The organism is Blastococcus litoris, assembly GCF_003075095.1.
GTDB classification, from domain to species: domain Bacteria; phylum Actinomycetota; class Actinomycetes; order Mycobacteriales; family Geodermatophilaceae; genus Blastococcus_B; species Blastococcus_B litoris.
Genome location: NZ_QCZF01000001.1, coordinates 602,753 through 622,050 on the forward strand (window position 1 = coordinate 602,753; position 19,298 = coordinate 622,050).

Here is a 19,298-nt window from a genome sequence, read left to right on the forward strand (position 1 = left end):
GGCCGTCCGGTGATGAGCGGCACACTTCCCCCGACCGGGTGCACGAGCAGGGCTTTCTCCCGCCGCCGGCTCCGGGGCTCCGCCGGGCGGTGCCGGGGACGGGTGACAATGGTGGGGTGACCGCACCCGATCAGTTGCGCCTGCTCGCCGTCCACGCGCACCCGGACGACGAGTCGAGCAAGGGCGCCGCGACCATGGCCAAGTACGTCGCGGAGGGAGCCCGCGTCCTGGTCGCGACCTGCACCGGTGGTGAGCGCGGCTCCGTCCTGAACCCCGCCATGGACCGCCCGGAGGTCTGGGAGCGGCTGCCCCAGATCCGCGTCGAGGAGATGGCCCGGGCGCGCGAGATCCTCGGCGTCGAGCAGGAGTTCCTCGGCTTCGTCGACTCCGGCCTGCCCGAGGGCGACCCGCTGCCCCCGCTGCCGGAGGGCTGCTTCGCGCTCGTGCCGATCGAGGAGGCCGCCGCCCCGCTGGTCGCCCTCATCCGCCGGTTCCGGCCGCAGGTCATCACCACCTACGACGAGCGCGGCGGGTACCCGCATCCCGACCACATCAAGACCCACGAGATCTCCGTGCACGCCTTCGAGGCCGCCGGTGATCCCGACCGCTACCCCGAGCTGGGCGAGCCGTGGCAGCCGAGCAAGCTCTACTACCACATGAGCTTCACGCTGCCCCGGACGAAGGCGCTGCACGAGGCGATCGTGGAGAGCGGCGCGGAGTCCCCCTACGCCGAGTGGCTGGAGAACTGGGACCCCGCCCACGACATCTCCCACCGGGTCACCACGCGCGTGCCCTGCGCGGAGTACTTCCCGGTCCGGGACGCGGCGCTGATCGCGCACGCCACCCAGATCGACCCGGAGGGCCGCTGGTTCGCCTGCCCGATCGACACCCAGCAGCGGATCTGGCCGACCGAGGACTACGAGCTGGCGCGGAGCGTGGTCGAGTCCGACGTCCCCGAGGACGACCTGTTCGCGGGGATCCGCAGCGAGGTGGGGGTGCGATGACCGGGATCACCGGCCTCGTGGCCGAGCAGGCGCCCGAGGACGTCGGGAAGTCCGGGCCGCTCGGGCTGCTGCTCACCGTCGTCCTGCTCATCGCGGTCTTCCTGCTGGTGCGGTCGATGACCAAGCACCTCAAGCGGATCCCGCCGAGCTTCGATCCCGCCGACCCCGCGCGTCAGGTGCCCGACAGCCCGGCCGGGCTCTTCGAGCAGCCGGCGGGCGAGGAGCTGCTCGACACGCTGCGCAAGCAGCCGCGTGCCATCGAGGCGCCCCGCCGCACCGACGACGAGGGCCCCGCGGCCCGCTGACCGGTGGGGGGCGTCCCCCTCCGTCGTACGACGGAGCCCTCAGTCGGGACGAGGCTCGCCACCCCGGGTGATGTGGTCGCCTCCCGGCCTCCGCGCACGGCCGTTAGCCGACATGATCATCCGATGGCGACCAGGCGGCGGGGAGACGATCCCGAGGACCACGTCCCACCCCCCGGCTTCAGCCGGGCAGGGACGCGCGTGCTCGAGATCGCCGAGAACCTGATCTACGGGGGCATCGCGGTCTTCCTCGCCGGATCGGCGTTCGTCCTCCTGGCCGTGGCGGCCAGGACGTCGTACGGGCTGCTCGGCGACTTCTCCCAGAAGCCCGTGCTCGAGGTGCTCGACATCCTGCTGCTGGTCTTCATCGTGGTCGAGCTGCTGTTCGCCGTCCGCGCGACCGTGGAGAAGCGCGAGCTGGTCGCCGAGCCGTTCCTCCTCGTCGGGATCATCGCGTCGATCAAGGAGATCGTCGTGCTGTCCGTCGAGGCGGCGAGCGCGCTCGGGAAGGGCGCCGAGTTCGACGACCGCGTCGTCGAGATCGGGCTGCTCGGAGTGCTCGTCGTGCTCCTGGGGGCGACGTCGTGGCTGCTCCGCCGCAAGGAGCGCGAGCCCGACGAGGGCGAGCCCGCACCGGAGCACGCGGCCGGCTGACGGCGCTGTCCGCTGTGGGCGCAACGGGAGGCCTGCCGCACACCACCAACGCGGCTTACGGTGCAACTGTGTAATCACGTTGACCGTAGGAGGTCGCCATGCACGCCCACCGATTCGCCGATGCCGCCTTCGGGCCCGGTTTCCGCCGCGGTCGCGGCCGAGGTCCGGGCGGCCGCGGCGCCGACGCACCCCCGCCCGTGGAGCGGGCCGAGGTCGCCGGCTGGTTCGCCGGGCGCCTGCCCGGCGACTGGTTCACCGGCCCGGTGGACCTGCAGATCGACCGTGACGAGATCACCGTCGTGGGCACCCTCGCCGAGCCCGATCCCGGCGAGGGCGACGCCGCGGCGGCCAGGGCCGGCCGCATCGCGCGCTTCCGGGAGGAGACGCGCCAGCAGCGCATGGCCATCGCCGACGCCGCCCAGGAGCGCTACGGCCGCTCCGTCGCGTGGGGCGCCGCCTGCGGCGACGAGCGCGAGGTCTTCACCAACCTCTCGATGCCGGTCATGACCAGGCTGCGCCAGCGGGAGCGGCTCGTGCTGGACACCCTCGTCGACGCGGGCGTGGCCCGGTCCCGGTCGGAGGCGCTCGTGTGGGCGGTCCGCCTGGTCGGCCAGCACACCGAGGAGTGGCTCACCGAGCTGCGCCAGGCGATGGCGTCGGTGGAGGAGGTCCGCGGCCGCGGCCCGGTGGTCGGCTGACATCTGCGAGGCTCGCGCCCGTGCCCGAGCCGATCGACCTGCTGACCACCGCCTACGGCGACCTGTCGACGACGCTGGCGAGCCTCACCGTCGAGGAGGGCTGGCAGCCGACCGGCTGCGCGGGGTGGACGCCGGTCGACCTGGGGTTCCACCTGCTCGGCGACGCGCGGCGGGCACTCGTCGCCCTCAACACCCCGGCGCCGGGTCCTGTCGACCGGACAGCCGTCGACTACTGGTCGGCGTGGCGTCCGCCCGCGCCCGGGGACGACGAGGAGCTGTGGAGCACCCGCATCGCGGCGTCCGTGCACGGCGGGCTGATCGGGATCGCCCGCCGTTACGCCGAGACCTCGGCGGCGGTGCTGGTCGCGGCCGGCCGCGTCGACGCCGGTGACCTGGTCGCCACCCAGGGGCACGTCCTTACCGTGGCCGACCTGTGCTCCACGCTGGTCGTCGAGGCGGCCGTGCACCACCTCGACCTGGTGGCGCACCTGACGCGGCCGGGACCGGCACCGGGACCGCTGGCGGAGGTCCGTCGCGTCCTCGAGGGCCTGCTCGGCCGGCCCCTCCCGCAGGGCTGGGACGACGGGACGGCAGCCCGCCGCGGTACCGGACGCGAGCCGTTGACGACCGCCGACCGCGCCGAGCTGGGTGGTGCGGCCGCGGACTTCCCGCTGTTCGGCTGACCGACCGCGCCACCTGGGAGACTGGACCCGTGCCCCGCGATGCCGTCCTCTCAGCGACCGACGTCCTCGTGGTCGGCGCCGGGCCCGCCGGGTCGGCCGCGGCAGCGTGGGCCGCCCGCGCCGGGCACGACGTCGTCCTCGCCGACGCGGCGGTCTTCCCGCGGGACAAGACCTGCGGCGACGGGCTCACCCCGCGGGCGATCGCCGAGCTGGACCTCCTCGGGCTGGGCGACTGGGTGCGCGGCCATGCCCGCAACCGCGGCCTGCGCGCCGCCGGGTTCGGCCGGCAGTGGGAGCTGCCCTGGCCGGGCGGCGAGTTCCCCGACCACGGCAGTGCCGTCCCGCGCACCGAGCTGGACGCACGCATCCGCCAGGTCGCGCTGGACTCCGGCGCCGTCGCCCTCGACGGCGCCCGTGCGGTCGACGTCGAACGGGACGGCGACCGCGTCGCGGCGGTGGTCTTCGAGCTCGACGACGACAGCCGGGTGAGCGTGGCCTGCCGCCGCCTCGTCGTCGCCGACGGGGTGCGGTCGCCCCTGGGGCGGCTGCTCGGCCGGGAGTGGCACCGCGACACCGCCTACGGCGTCGCCGCCCGCAGCTACGTCCGGTCCGGGCGCAGCGACGACGAGTGGATCTCCTCCCACCTCGAGCTCCGCGGGACCGAGGGGGAGCTGCTCTCCGGGTACGGGTGGGTCTTCCCGCTCGGCGAGGCCGCGGGCCAGGTCAATCTCGGCGTCGGCACGCTGGCGACCTCCCGGCGTCCGGCCGGGGTCCAGCTCAAGTCGCTGCTGGAGTACTACGCCGAGGCGCGCCGCGAGGAGTGGCAGCTCGACGGCGCCGTCCGTGACGTCGCGTCGGCGCTGCTGCCGATGGGCGGGGCGGTGTCGGGGGTGGCCGGCCGGAACTGGGCCCTGATCGGTGACGCCGCCGGCTGCGTGAACCCGCTCAACGGGGAGGGCATCGACTACGGCCTCGAGACCGGCCGGGCCGTCGTCGACCTGCTGGTCGAGGACGACTGGTCGCTCGCCTGGCCGGCCACCCTCCGCCGGCACTACGGGGAGGCGTTCTCGATCGCCCGGCGGCTCGCCGGCCTGCTCACCGTGCCGCGCTTCCTGCCGACGGCGGGTCCGGCCGGCATGCGCTCCCGGTCCCTGATGACCGTCGCGCTGCGGGTCATGGGCAACCTGGTCACCGAGGGCGACCGGGACGTCGTGGCGCGGGCCTGGCGGGCGGCGGGCCGGGCATCGACCCGGTGGGACGAGCGGCCGCCGTTCAGCTGAGCGGGCTCACACGAAGGGCGAGTTGTACATCGCGAAGTAGACGGCGATGTAGTGGCAGATCGCGGCCACGATCGTCATCGCGTGGAACACCTCGTGGTAGCCGAAGGTGCCCGGCCACGGGTTCGGCTTCTTGATCGCGTAGGCGACCCCGCCGACCGTGTAGAGCACCCCACCGACGGCCAGCAGCACCATCGAGGCGACGCCGGCGAAGTGCAGGATGTCGGTCAGCACGAAGACCGCCACCCAGCCCAGCCCGATGTAGAGCGGGACGCCGACCCACCGGGGCGCCGTCGGCCAGCTGAGCTTGAGGGTGACCCCGGCCAGCGCGCCCGCCCAGACGCCGGCGAGCACCCAGAACCCGGTGGGCTGGTCGACCGCCATGAGCGCGAACGGCGTGTAGGTGCCGGCGATGAACAGGAAGATCATCGAGTGGTCGAGCCGCTTCATGATCTTCCAGCCGCGGGGTGACCAGCGACGACGGTGGTAGAGCGCGCTGACCCCGAAGAGCCCGAGGATGGTCAGGCAGTAGAGGGCCACGGAGAAGCCGGCGCGGGCGCCGAGTACCGAGGCCAGGGGGACGAGCACGGCACCGGCGACGATCGCGCCGAAGAACGCGAACAGGTGCAGCCAGCCCCGCATGCGGGGCCGGGTGTCGGGGTGCTCCCAGTCGCCGTCGGCGAAGTCCTCGGCGGTCCAGGCCTGCTCGACCCGCTCGCCCTCCTGCAGGACGGTGGCGACGGCCTCTCCCCGGGGCGCCTCCAGCTCGGCGGAGTCGGCCTGGATGCGGACCTGCTCGCGATCGCCGTGGGCAAGGCTCATGCCCCGAGGTTACGGTCGCGTAGGTAGGCCGTCATCCTGAACGACCTGTGACTTTCCTGGACGGGCCCCGGCACGCGGTCGCGCCACGGCGGACGTGTCCGGCCGCCCCGGTCACCGGGGCCTAGGGTGACCCGCGTGGGGGTGCGTGCGAAGGTTCGCGAGGCGCTCACCCAGCTCTACGAACGGCGCCTGGCCCGCGCGCTGGTGGGCGCGGACGTCCCCCGCCACGTCGGCGTGATCATGGACGGCAACCGGCGCTGGGCCCGCGCGATCGGGCTGGAGGACGTCGCCCACGGCCACCGCCGGGGCGCCGACAAGATCGTCGACCTGCTCGGCTGGTGCGACGACGCCGGCGTCTCCGTCGTCACCCTCTTCATGCTCTCCACCGACAACCTCAGCCGGCCCGAGCCGGAGCTGCGGGCGCTGCTGCAGATCATCGAGGACGTCGCCGTCGACCTGTCCCGTCCCGGCCGCCGCTGGAGGGTCCGCCAGATGGGCGCCCCCGAGGTGCTGCCGGCGGAGACGGTCGCCGTCCTCAAGCAGGCGGAGGAGGACACCTGCGACCGGCCGGGTGCGACGGTGAACCTCGCCGTCGGCTACGGCGGCCGCCAGGAGATCGCCGACGCCGTCCGGTCGCTGCTGGCCGAGCACGCGGAACGCGGCACGTCGCTGGAGGAGCTGGTCGAGGCGCTCGAGGTCGAGCACATCGCCGAGCACCTGTACACGCGCGGCCAGCCGGACCCCGACCTGGTCATCCGCACCAGCGGCGAGCAGCGGCTGTCGGGCTTCCTGCTGTGGCAGACGGCGAACACCGAGTTCCACTTCACCGACGTGTACTGGCCCGACTTCCGCCGGGTCGACTTCCTGCGTGCCCTGCGCGACTACTCCGCCCGGCACCGCCGGTTCGGCAGCTGACCTCGGCTGCGAAACTGCGGGTCATGTCGGCATCCCCTCTCGACCTCCCGCTCGAGTACGTGCGGCTGGGCCTGCGCTTCGACCGGCTCGAGCCCGGCTTCGTGGACGCCTTCACCGGCGACCCGGCCCTGCGCGCCCAGGTCGCCGACGAGCCCGCGCCGACGCCGGCCGGCCTGCGCGACCAGGCGCGCACGCTGCTGCGCGAGCTCGACTCCGCGGGGCTGTCCGCCGACCGCGCCGACTACCTCCGCGGTCAGCTCACCGGGCTGGAGTGCTCGGCCCGCAAGATGAGCGGGGAACCGGTCGGCTTCGTCGACGAGGTGGCCGCGTACTTCCAGGTCGACGTCGCCCTCGGGGACGAGGCGGAGTACGCCGCGGCGCACGCCGAGCTCGACGCCCTGCTGCCGGGCAGCGGCTCGCTCGCCGAGCGCTACGCCGAGCACCGCCGGCGCGAGGAGTGCCCGCCCGACCGGTTGGAGGCCGCTGTGCACGCGCTCTCCAGCGCGCTCCGCGACGAGGTGCGCGGGCAGTACGGGCTGCCCGAGGTCGAGACCGTGCGGTACGAGGTGGTCACCGACAAGCCCTGGTCCGGGTTCAACTACTACGAGGGCGGCTACCGGTCGCGGGTCGCGATCAACGCCGACCTCCCGCACCGGCTCTCGCAGCTCGCGCACCTGGTCGCGCACGAGTCCTACCCGGGTCACCACACCGAGCACTGCCGCAAGGAGCTGGGCCTGGTCGAGCGCGCCGACCGCACCGAGCACACGGTGTTCCTCGTCAACACCCCCGAGTGCCTGATGGCCGAGGGGCTGGCCGACCTGGGCGTGCAGGCGTCGGTCGGGGCGGGCTGGGGGCCCTGGGCGGCGGAGATCCTCGGTGACCTCGGCCTGCGGTTCGACGGCCACCTGGCCGAGCGCATCGCGGTCGCCGCGGCACCGCTGAACCGGGTCCGCCAGGACGCCGCCGTCCTGCTGCACGACCGCGGCGCGGGTGCGGACGAGGTCCGTGCCCACCTCCAGCGCTGGTCGCTGGTCAGCTCCGAACGCGCGGCCCAGCAGATCCGGTTCCTCACCGACCCGCTGTGGCGCGCCTACATCTCGACCTACGTCGAGGGCTTCGACCTGCTCTCCCGGTGGCTCGGCGCCCGCCCGGCCGGGCAGTCGGTGGCCGACCGGTTCGTCCGGCTGCTCGACGAGCCGCTGACCCCCGCGGCCGTGACCGGCGAGCTCCAGGCTGTCTGACCCGTGTCCCGGCACGACGCCCGCGAGGCCCGGATGCTCGGGTTGTGGACGGCCTCGTGGCTGTTCGTCCTCCTCCTGGCCGGGCTGCTGAGGGTCGGGGACCTGTCGGTGCAGTGGCCGGTGCTGCTGGTTCCGGTGCTGTGGGCGCTGGTCGCGCTGCGGCCGCGGCGGAGCTCCCGGCCACCGGACTCGTGGGACCCCATCCCGCCCCCCACCAGGACCGACACCGTCGAGCGGCCGGCGCTGCGTCGTCCCCGGGACGAGTGGGGGTGACCCGCCCGCCGGGGTGACCTGCCCTGGTCCACCGCGGAGCGGCCGGGGCACAGTGTGGGCATGTCGACCACCAGGCTGCTGCTGCTCGGGGCGGTCCGGATCTTCCAGCCGGTCCACGGCTACCTGCTGCGCCGGGAGCTGCTGAGCTGGCAGGTCGACGACTGGGCGCACGTGAAGCCCGGGTCGATCTACTCGGGCTTGCGCACCCTGACCGGGCGCGGGTTGCTCGAGGAGCTGTCCGGCGACCCGGTGGCCTACCGGCTGACGCCCGACGGCGAGGTCGAGTACCGCCGGCTGCTGGTCGACGCGCTGCGCCGGCCGGAGCCCGGCGATCCCAGTCGGCTGCTCGCGGGGCTCTGCTTCGTCACCACGCTGCCCCGCGCGGAGGTCCGGGAGGCGCTCCGGGCGCGGGATCTCGTCCTGGAGGCGACCGTCTCGGGAGTGGACTCCTCCATCCGCGACGTCGAGAGCTCCCGCCTCGCGCCGGCCAGCACGGCTGAGCTCTTCCGCGTCACCAGGGCCTGGGTCGACGGCGAGCGGGTCTGGGTCCGCGACGTCTGCGCCCGTCTCGACGCCGGTCACTACCGCTTCGCGGGCGAGCAACCCGGCCCCGACCTCCCCGTCGCGGGCGTCTGGCCCCCCGCCGTCCTGGACACCCCTGAAAGCGCTTGACCCGGCTCTAGTCAAAGTTGAATACTCGCGGCCGTGATCCACGCCCGCGGGCTCGCCCGCACCTTCCGGAAGAAGAAGCAGGAAGTCCACGCCGTCGTCGGGGTCGACCTCGACGTCGAGGCCGGCGAGATCGTCGGCTTCCTCGGTCCCAACGGCGCCGGAAAGACGACGACGCTGCGGATGCTCACCACGCTGCTCGAGCCCACGGCCGGCACCGCCACCGTCGCCAGCTGCGACCTGATCACCGACCCGGTCGGCGTGCGCCGCCGGATCGGCTACGTCTCCCAGAGCGGCTCCACCGCGCCCGAGGCCCGGGCGGGCGAGGAGGTCGTCGACCACGCCCGGCTGTACGGGATGAGCACGGCGGAGGCGACCGAGCGCGGCACGCAGCTGTTCCGCGAGCTCGACCTCGACGGGCTGTGGGAGCGGCAGCCCAAGGCCATGTCGGGCGGCCAGCGTCGCCGGCTCGACATCGCCGTCGGCCTCATCCACGTCCCGGAGCTGGTGTTCCTCGACGAGCCCACCACCGGCCTGGACCCGCAGGCGCGGGCCAACCTGTGGCAGCACATCCGGGGGCTGCGCGAGGAGCGCGGGACGACGGTCTTCCTGACCACGCACTACCTCGACGAGGCCGACGCCCTCTGCGACCGCATCCTGGTCATCGACCACGGCGCGATCGTCGCCGAGGGGACACCGGACCAGCTGAAGTCCCAGGTCGGGGGCGACGTCCTGACCGTGACCGCGGCCGAGGCGGCGCACGTCGCCGACGTCGCCCGGCTGGTCGGGCAGCTGCCCGGCGCCGAGCCGCCGCAGGTGCTCGACGACCGGGTGGTCGGGCGGGTGCCGCACGGCGGCGCAGCCCTGGTCGACCTCGTGCGCAACCTCGACCGCGAGGGCATCGCGGTCAGCGGGATCGAGAGCCGCCGGCCCAGCCTGGACGACGTCTTCCTCAGCCTGACCGGCCGTTCGCTGCGCGACACCGGCGCACCCGAGCCCGCCGTGGAGGTGACGGTCTGATGCAGACCCTGATGCGCGACACCTACACCGTGTTCGCCCGCGCCATGCGCATGTCGCTGCGCAACCCGGCGTGGCTGGTCATCAGCCTGATGCAGCCGATCCTCTACATCGTGCTGTTCGGGCCGCTGCTCGAGCCGCTGGCCGGGCAGCTGGGGACGGGCAACGCCTACCAGATCTTCGTGCCCGGGATCCTCGTGCAGCTCGGCATCTTCGGGGCGCTGTTCGTCGGCTTCGGCCTCATCGCCGAGTACCGCGCCGGCGTGATCGAGAGCCAGCGGGTCACCCCCGCCAGCCGGACGGCGCTGTTGCTGGGCCGGGTGCTCCGCGACGTCGTCGTCCTGCTCGTGCAGGGCACCCTGCTGGTCCTGGTCTCCATCCCGCTGGGTCTGCGCGCACCCGTTCTCGGTGTCGTCCTCACCCTCGTCGTCATCGCGCTGCTGGGTGCGGCGTTCGCCTCGGTCTCCTACGCGTTGGCGCTCACGCTGAAGAGCGAGGACGCCTTCGCGCCGCTGCTCAACGCCTTCGTGCTCCCGGTGCTGCTGCTCTCGGGGATCCTGCTGCCGATGACGCTGGCGCCGGGGTGGCTGCAGACCGTCAGCGACGTCAACCCGCTCAAGCACGTGGTCGAGGGCACCCGCGAGTTCTTCGTCGGCGGGTACGACACCTCCACGGCGTGGTGGGGGGCCGCCCTGACGGTGCTCCTCGTGGTGCTCGGCTGGGTGTTCGGGGTCCGGCGGTTCCGCCGCGAGTCCAGCTGAGGCGGGCCGTGCCGTCCCGGTCGTCGCAGGTGTGGCGACTGGGACGGCTGGTACCCCGTCGGGTGAACTTCGGGTTGCACGGCGTGGTGTGACAGCGCCTTTGTCGGTGGGCGGGCCTAGCGTCCGCAGTGGACGACGAGCTGCCCTCGCCGTCCACGGGAGGCCCGGTTGGTGCTGACGAGTTCGTCGACCAGGGGGGCCGGTACCCGGCCTCTGCGCCGGGGCCCGGCCACCAACGAGTCGGGGTGCGCCCTGCGCCCCACGGGAGTCGAACCGTGACCACTCGCCGTACGTACGTCCTCGACACCTCCGTCCTGCTGTCCGACCCGGGCGCCCTGATGCGCTTCGGTGACTCGGACGTCGTGCTCCCGCTCGTCGTGATCGGGGAGCTCGAGGACAAGCGCAACCACCCGGAGCTGGGCTGGTTCGCGCGGCAGGCGCTGCGGATGCTCGACGACCTGCGGGTGACCCACGGCCGGCTCGACGCCCCGGTCCCGATCGGCGAGGACGGCGGCACGCTGCACGTCGAGCTCAACCACAGCGACCCGTCGGCGCTGCCGGCCGGCTTCCGCAACGACAGCAACGACAGCCGGATCATGGTGGTCGCGCTGAACCTGCGGTCCGAGGGCCGCGACGTCTGCCTGATCACCAAGGACGTGCCGCTCCGGGTCAAGGCGGCGGCCGTCGGCCTGGAGACCGACGAGTACCGGGTCATGGACGCCGTCGACGCGGGCTGGACCGGCATGGCCGAGGTGTCCCTGGACGACGCCGAGCTGGACGAGCTCTACGACTCGGGCGAGACGTTCGTGCCGGCCGCGGCCGAGATGCCGCCGCACACCGGGCTGGTGCTGCTGTCCTCGCGGGGCTCGGCGCTGGGCCGCGTGACGCCCGACAAGCAGGTGAGGCTCGTCCGAGGTGACCGCGAGGCGTTCGGGCTGCACGGGCGCTCGGCGGAGCAGCGGATCGCGCTCGACCTGCTGCTCGACCCCGACATCGGCATCGTCTCGCTCGGCGGGCGGGCCGGTACGGGCAAGTCGGCGCTCGCGCTGTGCGCCGGGCTCGAGTCGGTGATGGAGCGGCGGGCGCACAAGAAGGTCGTCATCTTCCGGCCGCTGTACGCCGTCGGCGGGCAGGAGCTCGGGTACCTGCCGGGCGGCGAGAACGAGAAGATGTCGCCGTGGGCCCAGGCGGTCTACGACACCCTCGGTGCGCTGGTCTCGCCGGCGGTCATCGACGAGATCGACTCCCGCGGGCTGATCGAGGTGCTGCCGCTGACCCACATCCGCGGCCGCTCGCTGCACGACTCCTTCGTGATCGTCGACGAGGCGCAGTCCCTCGAGCGCGGCGTGCTGCTGACGGTGCTCTCGCGGCTGGGCACCGGCTCGCGCGTCGTCCTCACCCACGACGTCGCGCAGCGCGACAACCTCCGCGTCGGCCGGCACGACGGCGTGACGGCGGTCATCGAGGCGCTGAAGGGGCACCCGCTGTTCGCGCACGTGACCCTGACCCGCTCGGAGCGCTCGCCGATCGCCGCGCTGGTCACCGAGATGCTGGAGGACCTCCCGCTCTGACTCCCGCCGGCTTCTCGGGTGTAGCTCGCGCTCCGGAGGTCCTGCAGGACCTCACCAGCACGCGCAGCACCCGAGAAGCGGCGTCGGTCAGCGCGTCCGGCGGCGCACCCGCGCAGTGACGCGGTCGGGGCGTCGCGGATCTCGTCCTCGCGCAGCGTCTCCTCGAAGGCGGCGTCGAACTGCGGGGCCGAGGGCGCGAGCCGCCACCGCGCCAGGACGACGCGGCCGCGGGACCCGCCGATGCACACCCGAGGAGCCGGGGTCAGACGGCGGGGGAGGTCTCCTCGGGCTCGGCGGCCTCGGCGACGGGCTCGGTCGCGGGACTGGTCCTGCTCTTCGCCCCGGCCGCGGCCGTCGGCGTCGCGGTCGCCAGCCGCAGCAGGGAGACCACCACCCAGCCGGCCCCCAGGCACCAGAGGACGCGCGTCATCATGTCCTCGGTCGAGAGGTCGCCGCGCAGCCCGAGCGCGAGCACGGGCACGGCCAGCACGAACCCGACGAGGAGGACGTCCCAGCGGAAGGGGCTCATGCCGACGTGCTCTCCAGCCGCTCGCAGAGCAGCGAGGCCCAGCGGTGCGGGGTGGCGCGGACGCCGTCGATGACGGCCACCGGGGCGTCGACCCGGCGCAGCACCGCCGCCGGGTCAGCGCTCAGGTCGGCGTCCTGGACGATCAGCGCGTCCACCCGCGGGAGCCCGTCGAGCCACGGCTCCAGGTCCTCGGGCTTGCGGGTCGCCTCGACGACGGCCCACACCGCGACCGGCGCCCAGACGCTGACCATCTGCGCCATCCAGTAGGCGTCGGTCCGCAGCGGCGCGTCGACGGCGACGATCGTGACGGTGCCCGTGGCGATCGACTCGTTGCGGCGGTCGATGGCCGACTCCACCGACGTGATCCGGCTGCTGCGCGGCGCGAGGCCGGCCAGGTCACCGCGGGTCGCCCACTGCACGCAGTCGGGGTCGAGGTGCTGCGACGCGGCCAGCGACCGGGCGGCGCGGAGTGCGTCGGCACCCGGGCCGACCACGAAGACGACCTGACCGGCACCGCGCGGCAGCTCCGGTGCCTTCGGCAGCTGCAGCGCGAGGCTGCGGGTCAGGGCGGCGTACGTGCCGAGCTGGACGGCGTCCGCGCGGAAGGTGCTGCCGAGCAGCTCCGCCGGGAGGCCGAGCTGCACGAGCCTGCCGGCGACGTCGCCCGCGACGACCGACACGGGGGTCGGCTCGACGGGGGTGGCGGCCGGCTCCGGAGCGTCGAGGAGCTCCTGGGCGCACAGCTGGTCGAAGTCCTCGGGCAGCTCGGACACGTCCGGGCCGGCCATCAGCGGGGCCACCGGCAGGCGGGTCACCGTCGCGAGCGACGCGGTCGCGATGGGCGTCTCGTCGGCGGCGACGTCCGTCGCGACCGGCTCCGGCAGCTCCTCCGCCGGCGCCTCGGGGGCGGGCGCTGCAGCGGCGGGGACGGACGTGCGGGAGGCCGAGCGGGGTGCCGTCGGCGGGACCGGCGGGCGGCCACGGCCGCGGGACGACGGCAGCGGCGGGAGCAGCGACAGCGGCGGCATGACCGTCGTCGCGTCCAGGGACATCATCGGCGCGGGGTCGCTGGCCGTGCGGGCCAGTACGGGCGCCAGCTCGGCGGCACCCGCCTCCTCCCCGGCCTCCTCGACGGCAGGGGCCTCGGCCGCCTCGCCGGCGATCTCGGCCTCGACCACGGCCACGGCCTCGACCTCGTCGGCGACCTCCTCGGCCTCGGCCTCGGCCTCGACCTCGTCGGCGACCTCGTCAGCCGCCTCCGCCTGCGGCTCCGCGGCCGGCTCGTCGAACAGGAGTGCCTCGTCGGGCTGCTGGCCGACCTCGGCCCAGATCGGGGTGTCGTCGCGGCGCGCGACCGCGGCGGGCTCGCCCCACAGGGACGCGGACGAGGTTTCGCCCCACATCGACCCGGACGAGGTGGAGAACGCGACGGGCGCCGGAGCGACCTCGACGGTCGGCGGGACGACGGGGGCGGGAGCCGCGGGCTCGATCGCCACCGGCTCGATCGCCACCGGCTCGGCGACGGGCTCGACCACCGTGGCGACCTCGACCGGGACCTCCACCGGAGCCACCTCGGCCGGCGCCTCCGCCACGGGCACGTCCGGCACGGGCACCTCGGCGACGGGGGCTGCCACGACGGCCGGCGCGGGCACCGGCAGGTCCAGCACGGGCTCGGCCACGGGGGAGAGGTCCATGGAGGGGACGGGGACGGTCGGCACCGCGAACACCGGCTCGGGCGCCGCGACCGGCTCGGCCAGCGCGGTCTGCGGGGACGCGCCGGCGAGGACCTTGCGGAGGATGCCGGCCAGCGCCTCGTCCGAGTGGCCCTGGGCCAGGGCGCCGCGCAGCAGGTCGGCGATCGCCTCCTCGCGCTGGGACGCCGACGGGGTGGTGACCTCGGGCGCGGCGGCCCAGGTCGGCACGTCGACCGGGTGCTCCGTCGGAGCCGGCCGGGCCATGACCTGATTTCCCACCGTGTCCTCCTCCTGGCGCGCCGTGGACGACGGCACCGATGTGTCTGCTGTGCGGGTGGGCTCGGACCGGACCGGCCAGGGCTCGGGATCACGTTCCTGCGCCGGCGTCGTCTCCGGCTTCTGCACCAGGGCCTCCTGCACCGCCTGCCGCACGTCCTGGTCGCCGGCGACCATCCGCGCGAGGGCGGCGGTGAAGGGCGAGGGCGCGGACGGGGCGGACGCCCGCGGGCCCGCCGAGCGGGACGAGGTCGGGAGCTCCTCGGCGTCGTCCCCGCGGCTGATCGTGCCCGCGCGCGGGAAAGCGGCGCGCGGGAGCGACGTCCGCGAGTAGGCCGGGGCCGGGGGCTCGGACTGCTGGGCGGCCAGCAGCCCGACGAGCTCGCTGACCTTCTCCTCGTCCGCCGACCGGGCCGGCGCCGGGGTGGCCCGGTCGGCGGCGCGGTCGGGGGTGGAGGGACGCGGGGCCGTGGCCGGCCGCGAGGCACCGCCCGAGCGGGCCGCGCGCGCGGCCGCAGCCGCCGCCCGGACCTCCTCGGGGATGTCGTCGTCGACCGGGCGCGCCGCTGCCTCCGCCGCCCAGGCGGCCGCGCCGTTGCGGGCGGGAGCGGTGGAGCGGGCGCGCGCCGGGGCTGCCGAGGCCAGGGGCGAGGAGAAGTCGGCGGGCAGCTCGTCGTCCCGGTCGCTGCGGGACGGCACGGCAGGACGGATGGCGGTCTCGGGCGCGAGCTCGGCCACCTCGGCGACGTAGCGCTCGGTCGCGAAGAACCCGAGCACGCCACCGGAGCGGACGCGCCGCACCCCGACGACACGGGCCTGGGGACCGAACTGCTCGCGCGCCGCGGCGATCGCGTCGTCGCGCGAGGCGGCCTCAACGGATCGCAACGGCACCGCTCACAACTCCCAGCGACTCGATCTGCGCTGTCCGGGAGACCTCGGAGTAGGAGATCACCGGAAGCCGGGGGATGACCTGGCGCATCAGGCGTGCGAGTGCGGCGCGCACCTGGGGCGAGCACACCAGGACGGGGGACAGGCCCTGCCGCTCGGCCTCCTCGAGGAGGCCGCTGCAGCCGTGGACCAGGGCGTCGATGCCGGCCGCGTCGAGGGCCAGCACCAGTCCGGCGTCGCTCTGCCGGATGGACTCCAGGAGCCGCTGCTCGAAGCCGGGCTCGAGGGTGAAGACGTGGAGGCGCTCGTCGGGTGTCACGTACGGGTGGCTGATCGCCGAGCCCAGCGCCGCCCGTGCCGCCTCGACGAGACCGTCGAGCTCGGTGGACGTCTTCGCACGCACAGAGAGTGCCTCGAAGATGCGCACCAGGTCCCGGATCGACACACCCTCTTCGAGCAACGCGTGCAACACACGTTGCACCTCTCCCAGGGTGAGCAGCGCGGGGGTCAGTTCCTCGACGACCACGGGGTGCGTCCGGCGGACCATCTCCACCAGGAGACGGACGTCCTCCCGGCCGAGCAGGTCCGCGGCGTTCTGCCGGACGACCTCGGCCAGGTGCGTCGTGATGACCGACGACCGGTCGACGACGGTGGCGCCGGCCATCTCCGCCTGCCGCTGCAGCTCCATCGGCACCCACTTCGCGGCGAGCCCGAACACCGGCTCGCGGGTGGCCTTGCCGGGGATGCCGTCGAGGTTGTCGCCGATCGCGAGGATGGTGCCGGCGGGGGAGATGCCCTTCGCGGCCGGGACGCCGTTGAGCCAGATGACGTACTGGGACCCGGGCAGGTCGAGGTTGTCGCGGGTGCGGACCAGCGGGATCACCAGGCCGGTGTCCATCGCGACCTTCCGGCGCAGCGCCTTGACCCGGTCGAGCAGGTCGCCGCCGCGCGACGGGTCGACCAGGTCGACCAGGTCGAAGGCCACCTCGAGCTCCAGCGGGTCGACCCGCATCTTCTCGGCGATCGCCTCGGGCGAGTCCGGCTTCGGCTCGAGCTCGGCGGCGGCCGCGGCTGCTGCCTCGGCCTCCTCGTCGACGTCCGGCGCCTCCACCATGCGGCTGGCGAGGAACAGGCAGAGCGCCCCGATGACGACGAAGGGCAGCTTGGGCAGGCCGGGGATGAGGCACAGCGCGAAGAACGCGCCGCCGGTGATCTGGACCGGCTGCTTGAAGCGGCCGAGCTGGGCGAGCAGATCGCTGCCCATGTCGCCCTCGGTGGCCGACCGCGTGACGATGATGCCGGTCGCGGTGGACATCAGCAGCGCCGGGATCATGGAGACCAGGCCGTCGCCCACGGTGAGCAGCGAGTACGTGGAGACGGACTCGGCGGGGGCCATGCCCTTCTGCAGCACGCCGATGGCGAAGCCACCGATCAGGTTCACCAGCGTGACGATGATGCCGGCGATGGCGTCGCCCTTGACGAACTTCGAGGCGCCGTCCATCGAGCCGTAGAAGTCGGCCTCGGCGGTGACCTCCTGGCGGCGCTTGCGCGCCTGCTGCTCGTTGATCAGGCCGGCGTTGAGGTCGGCGTCGATGGCCATCTGCTTGCCGGGCATGGCGTCGAGGGTGAAGCGGGCGCCGACCTCGGCGACGCGCCCGGCACCGTTCGTGATGACCACGAACTGCACGATCACCAGGATCAGGAAGATGACCAGACCGACGATCAGCGAGCCGCTGATGACGATGTGCCCGAAGGCCTCGATGACCTTGCCCGCGTAGCCGTCGGTCAGGACCAGGCGGGTCGAGGAGACGTTGAGCGCCAGCCGGAACAGCGTCGCGATGAGCAGCAGCGAGGGGAAGACCGCGAAGTCCAGCGGCTTCCTGATCTGCATGGACACGAGCAGGATCAGCAGCGAGACCGCCAGGTTGAGCCCGATGAGCATGTCCATCAGGGCCGCCGGCAGCGGCACGACCAGCATGAGGACGATGGCGACGACCCCGACGGGGACGGCCATCTTGCTCATGCCCTTCACGCGCCCGCTCCGGGGACCACGCAGGACGGCAGCGGGCTCACGGACTCCTCATCGGCAGCCCGATGGTCACCCGGTACCTCAGGCGGCGACCCGCCGGCGCACCTTCTCCGGGAGCCCCTCGAGCTCCGGCGGCTCGAAGCCCGGCCGGTGGAAGCCGCCCTTCACGCCGCGGGCGCCCAGGTGCATGACGAACGCGAGCACGCGGGCGACGGCGGTGAACAGCTGGGCCGGCACCTCCTGGCCGAGGTCGCAGGACGCGTGCAGGGCGCGGGCCAGGGGGACGTCCTGGACCATCGGCACCCGGTTCTCCTCGGCGACCGCGCGCAGCTTGGCCGCCACCTCGCCGGCGCCCTTGGCCACCACCCGCGGCGCGCCCTTCGACGGGTCGTACTTCAGCGCCACGGCGACGTGGGTCGGGTTCACCAGCAGGACGTCGGCCTCCCGGGCCTCGCTCATCATCCGGTTGCGCGACATCGACATCTGGACCCCCCGGCGGTGGGCCTTCATGTGCGGGTCGCCCTCGGACTGCTTGTGCTCCTGCTGGATCTCGTACTTGCTCATCTTGAGCTTCTTCATCGTCTTCATCCGGACGACGACGTAGTCGGCGACGGCGATGACCAGGCCGGTGACCGCGACGACGCGGAACATCAGGATGGCGGCGTCGGTGAAGGTCGCCGCGACGGCCGACAGCGGCAGGGCGCCGGAGGAGGACACCAGGGTCTGCGCCCGGTCGCTGGTCACGATGACGACGGTGGCCAGCGCCGCCGTCTTGATCAGCGACTTGGCCGACTCCCACAGGCCCTGCGTGCCGAACATGCGCTTGATGCCCGGGAAGGGGTTGAGCTTCTTCAGCGTCGGCTTCATCGACTTGGTCGCGAACGTGACGCCGCCCTGGGCGGCCGAGGACACCGTGCCGACGACCATCATCCCGAGCGCCATCGGCAGCAGCGTCGTCATGAACGCCGTCAGCGCCTCGCCCAGGAGGATCGACAGCGCGGCGGGCTCCGGGTTGTCGGCCACCGAGCCGATCTGCACGAAGAGCGCGCGCACCGAGTCGAACGCGTTGCCGACCATCATCGGCAGCAGCACGCTCGCCGCCGCCACCCCCAGCCACGTCCCCAGCTCCTGGGTGCGTGGGATCTGCCCTTCCTTGCGCGCCTTCTTCAGGCGCTGGGGAGTCGGCTTCTCTGTCTTCTCACCACCGGGACCGTCCTTGGCCATGGGTCACCCGCTCCGGAGGGAGACCATGGCGCGGGCCGCGTGGTCGAGCAGCGCGTCGAGCGCCGGCGGCAGCAGCGGGAACGTGAGGCCGAGCATGGTGAGCGTCAGCAGGATCTTCACCGGGAAGCCGAAGGCGAAGATGTTGAGCGACGGGGCGGCGCGGCTGAGCAGCGCCAGGGCGACGTCGGCGAGCAGCAGCACGGCGACCATCGGCCCGGCGATCTGCAGCGCGGCCAGGAACATCAACGAGAAGGCCTTGGCCACCACGGCCGCGATCTGGTCGGTCGGCACCTCGCCGCCCACCGGCATGCCCTGGTACGACGTCGCGAAGCCCTTGACCATGAGCAGGTGGCCGCCGCTGGTGAACAGCAGCGTGCTGGCGAGCAGGTAGTGCAACCGGCCGACCGACGAGTTCTGCGTCATCGCGAGCGGGTCGTAGGCCGGCTGCAGCGAGAAGCCGCCGGTGACGTCGATCAGGTCGCCGGCCATCTGCACGGCGGTGAACAGCACCTGGACCACGAAGCCGAGCGCGGCCCCGATCACGACCTCGGTGACCGCGGCGACGACGAGGAACCCGGCCGTCGGCTCGGGGAGAGAGGGCGCGATCTGCGTCGACAGGAGCACCGACAGGGCCAGCGCGAGGGCGGCCTTGACCGGACCCGGGATGGTCCGGGAGTTGAACGGCGGGGCCAGCAGCACGAAGCCGGTGGCCCGGGCCGTCCCGAGCAGGAGCGCCGCCAGCGTGACTGCCGGGACCGAGAGGTCCATCGC

At 73.7% G+C, this 19,298-nt stretch carries 19 protein-coding genes; 13 read left to right on the forward strand and 6 right to left on the reverse strand.

Translation table 11 applies throughout. The features are described from left to right. The first annotated feature begins 116 nt into the window (after window positions 1–116). The 6 genes from mca to DCS98_RS02985 all read left to right on the forward strand — a co-directional run bounded on the left by mca (window position 117) and on the right by DCS98_RS02985 (window position 4,621). Window positions 117–1,004, forward strand: coding sequence for a mycothiol conjugate amidase Mca (gene mca / locus DCS98_RS02960; RefSeq protein ID WP_116449806.1), 888 nt, complete (start codon window positions 117–119; stop codon window positions 1,002–1,004). Then, entirely contained in the window at window positions 1,001–1,309 is a 309-nt protein-coding gene (locus DCS98_RS02965; protein ID WP_116449807.1) for a hypothetical protein, read from the forward strand. Before mca ends, DCS98_RS02965 begins: the two co-directional genes overlap by 4 nt. Before the next feature lie 123 nt (window positions 1,310–1,432). After that, entirely contained in the window at window positions 1,433–1,960 is a 528-nt protein-coding gene (locus DCS98_RS02970) for a phosphate-starvation-inducible PsiE family protein (RefSeq protein ID WP_116449808.1), read from the forward strand. Window positions 1,961–2,058: 98 nt separating this feature from the next. Continuing rightward, window positions 2,059–2,658: a hypothetical protein gene (locus DCS98_RS02975; RefSeq protein ID WP_116449809.1), complete on the forward strand. Its 600-nt coding sequence runs from the start codon at window positions 2,059–2,061 to the stop codon at window positions 2,656–2,658. A gap of 20 nt (window positions 2,659–2,678) precedes the next feature. Beyond that, window positions 2,679–3,341, forward strand: coding sequence for a maleylpyruvate isomerase N-terminal domain-containing protein (locus DCS98_RS02980; protein ID WP_206340065.1), 663 nt, complete (start codon window positions 2,679–2,681; stop codon window positions 3,339–3,341). A gap of 29 nt (window positions 3,342–3,370) precedes the next feature. Then, window positions 3,371–4,621, forward strand: a complete 1,251-nt coding sequence (locus tag DCS98_RS02985; protein ID WP_116449810.1) for a geranylgeranyl reductase family protein — start codon at window positions 3,371–3,373, stop codon at window positions 4,619–4,621. A 6-nt stretch (window positions 4,622–4,627) separates the two neighbouring features. Here the strand turns inward: DCS98_RS02985 and trhA are convergent, their stop codons facing one another. Further along, a complete protein-coding gene (gene trhA, locus DCS98_RS02990) occupies window positions 4,628–5,440 on the reverse strand; it encodes a PAQR family membrane homeostasis protein TrhA (protein ID WP_116449811.1) in 813 nt (270 codons plus the stop codon). Window positions 5,441–5,575: 135 nt separating this feature from the next. On the opposite strand from trhA, the gene DCS98_RS02995 reads away from it, so the two are divergent. The 7 genes from DCS98_RS02995 (at window position 5,576) to DCS98_RS03025 (ending at window position 11,887) form a co-directional block, all read left to right on the forward strand. Next, window positions 5,576–6,355, forward strand: a complete 780-nt coding sequence (locus tag DCS98_RS02995) for an isoprenyl transferase (RefSeq protein ID WP_116450154.1) — start codon at window positions 5,576–5,578, stop codon at window positions 6,353–6,355. 23 nt (window positions 6,356–6,378) lie between these two features. Next, window positions 6,379–7,596, forward strand: coding sequence for a DUF885 domain-containing protein (locus DCS98_RS03000; protein WP_116449812.1), 1,218 nt, complete (start codon window positions 6,379–6,381; stop codon window positions 7,594–7,596). Between the two features lie 3 nt (window positions 7,597–7,599). Continuing rightward, window positions 7,600–7,869: a hypothetical protein gene (locus DCS98_RS03005; protein WP_116449813.1), complete on the forward strand. Its 270-nt coding sequence runs from the start codon at window positions 7,600–7,602 to the stop codon at window positions 7,867–7,869. A gap of 60 nt (window positions 7,870–7,929) precedes the next feature. After that, on the forward strand, window positions 7,930–8,541 hold the full coding sequence (locus tag DCS98_RS03010) for a PadR family transcriptional regulator (RefSeq protein ID WP_116449814.1): 612 nt from the start codon (window positions 7,930–7,932) through the stop codon (window positions 8,539–8,541). 33 nt (window positions 8,542–8,574) lie between these two features. Continuing rightward, the gene (locus DCS98_RS03015) at window positions 8,575–9,558 is read left to right on the forward strand and encodes an ATP-binding cassette domain-containing protein (RefSeq protein ID WP_116449815.1); all 984 of its coding nucleotides are present in this window, start codon (window positions 8,575–8,577) and stop codon (window positions 9,556–9,558) included. Beyond that, window positions 9,558–10,316 carry an ABC transporter permease gene (locus DCS98_RS03020; protein ID WP_116449816.1) on the forward strand — a complete coding sequence of 253 codons (759 nt, stop codon included), beginning with the start codon at window positions 9,558–9,560 and terminating at the stop codon, window positions 10,314–10,316. Before DCS98_RS03015 ends, DCS98_RS03020 begins: the two co-directional genes overlap by 1 nt. Before the next feature lie 275 nt (window positions 10,317–10,591). After that, the gene (locus tag DCS98_RS03025) at window positions 10,592–11,887 is read left to right on the forward strand and encodes a PhoH family protein (RefSeq protein ID WP_116449817.1); all 1,296 of its coding nucleotides are present in this window, start codon (window positions 10,592–10,594) and stop codon (window positions 11,885–11,887) included. Between the two features lie 262 nt (window positions 11,888–12,149). On the opposite strand, the gene DCS98_RS03030 is transcribed toward DCS98_RS03025, so the two are convergent. From DCS98_RS03030 to fliR, 5 genes are all read right to left on the reverse strand, one after another. Beyond that, on the reverse strand, window positions 12,150–12,416 hold the full coding sequence (locus tag DCS98_RS03030; protein WP_116449818.1) for a hypothetical protein: 267 nt from the start codon (window positions 12,414–12,416) through the stop codon (window positions 12,150–12,152). After that, on the reverse strand, window positions 12,413–15,277 hold the full coding sequence (locus DCS98_RS03035; protein WP_116449819.1) for a hypothetical protein: 2,865 nt from the start codon (window positions 15,275–15,277) through the stop codon (window positions 12,413–12,415). Before DCS98_RS03035 ends, DCS98_RS03030 begins: the two co-directional genes overlap by 4 nt. Then, window positions 15,258–17,297, reverse strand: coding sequence for a flagellar biosynthesis protein FlhA (flhA, locus tag DCS98_RS03040; RefSeq protein WP_116450155.1), 2,040 nt, complete (start codon window positions 17,295–17,297; stop codon window positions 15,258–15,260). Before flhA ends, DCS98_RS03035 begins: the two co-directional genes overlap by 20 nt. 87 nt (window positions 17,298–17,384) lie before the next feature. After that, window positions 17,385–18,527, reverse strand: a complete 1,143-nt coding sequence (locus DCS98_RS03045; RefSeq protein ID WP_116449820.1) for an EscU/YscU/HrcU family type III secretion system export apparatus switch protein — start codon at window positions 18,525–18,527, stop codon at window positions 17,385–17,387. 3 nt (window positions 18,528–18,530) lie between these two features. Continuing rightward, on the reverse strand, window positions 18,531–19,295 hold the full coding sequence (fliR, locus tag DCS98_RS03050; protein ID WP_116449821.1) for a flagellar biosynthetic protein FliR: 765 nt from the start codon (window positions 19,293–19,295) through the stop codon (window positions 18,531–18,533). Window positions 19,296–19,298: the final 3 nt, after the last annotated feature.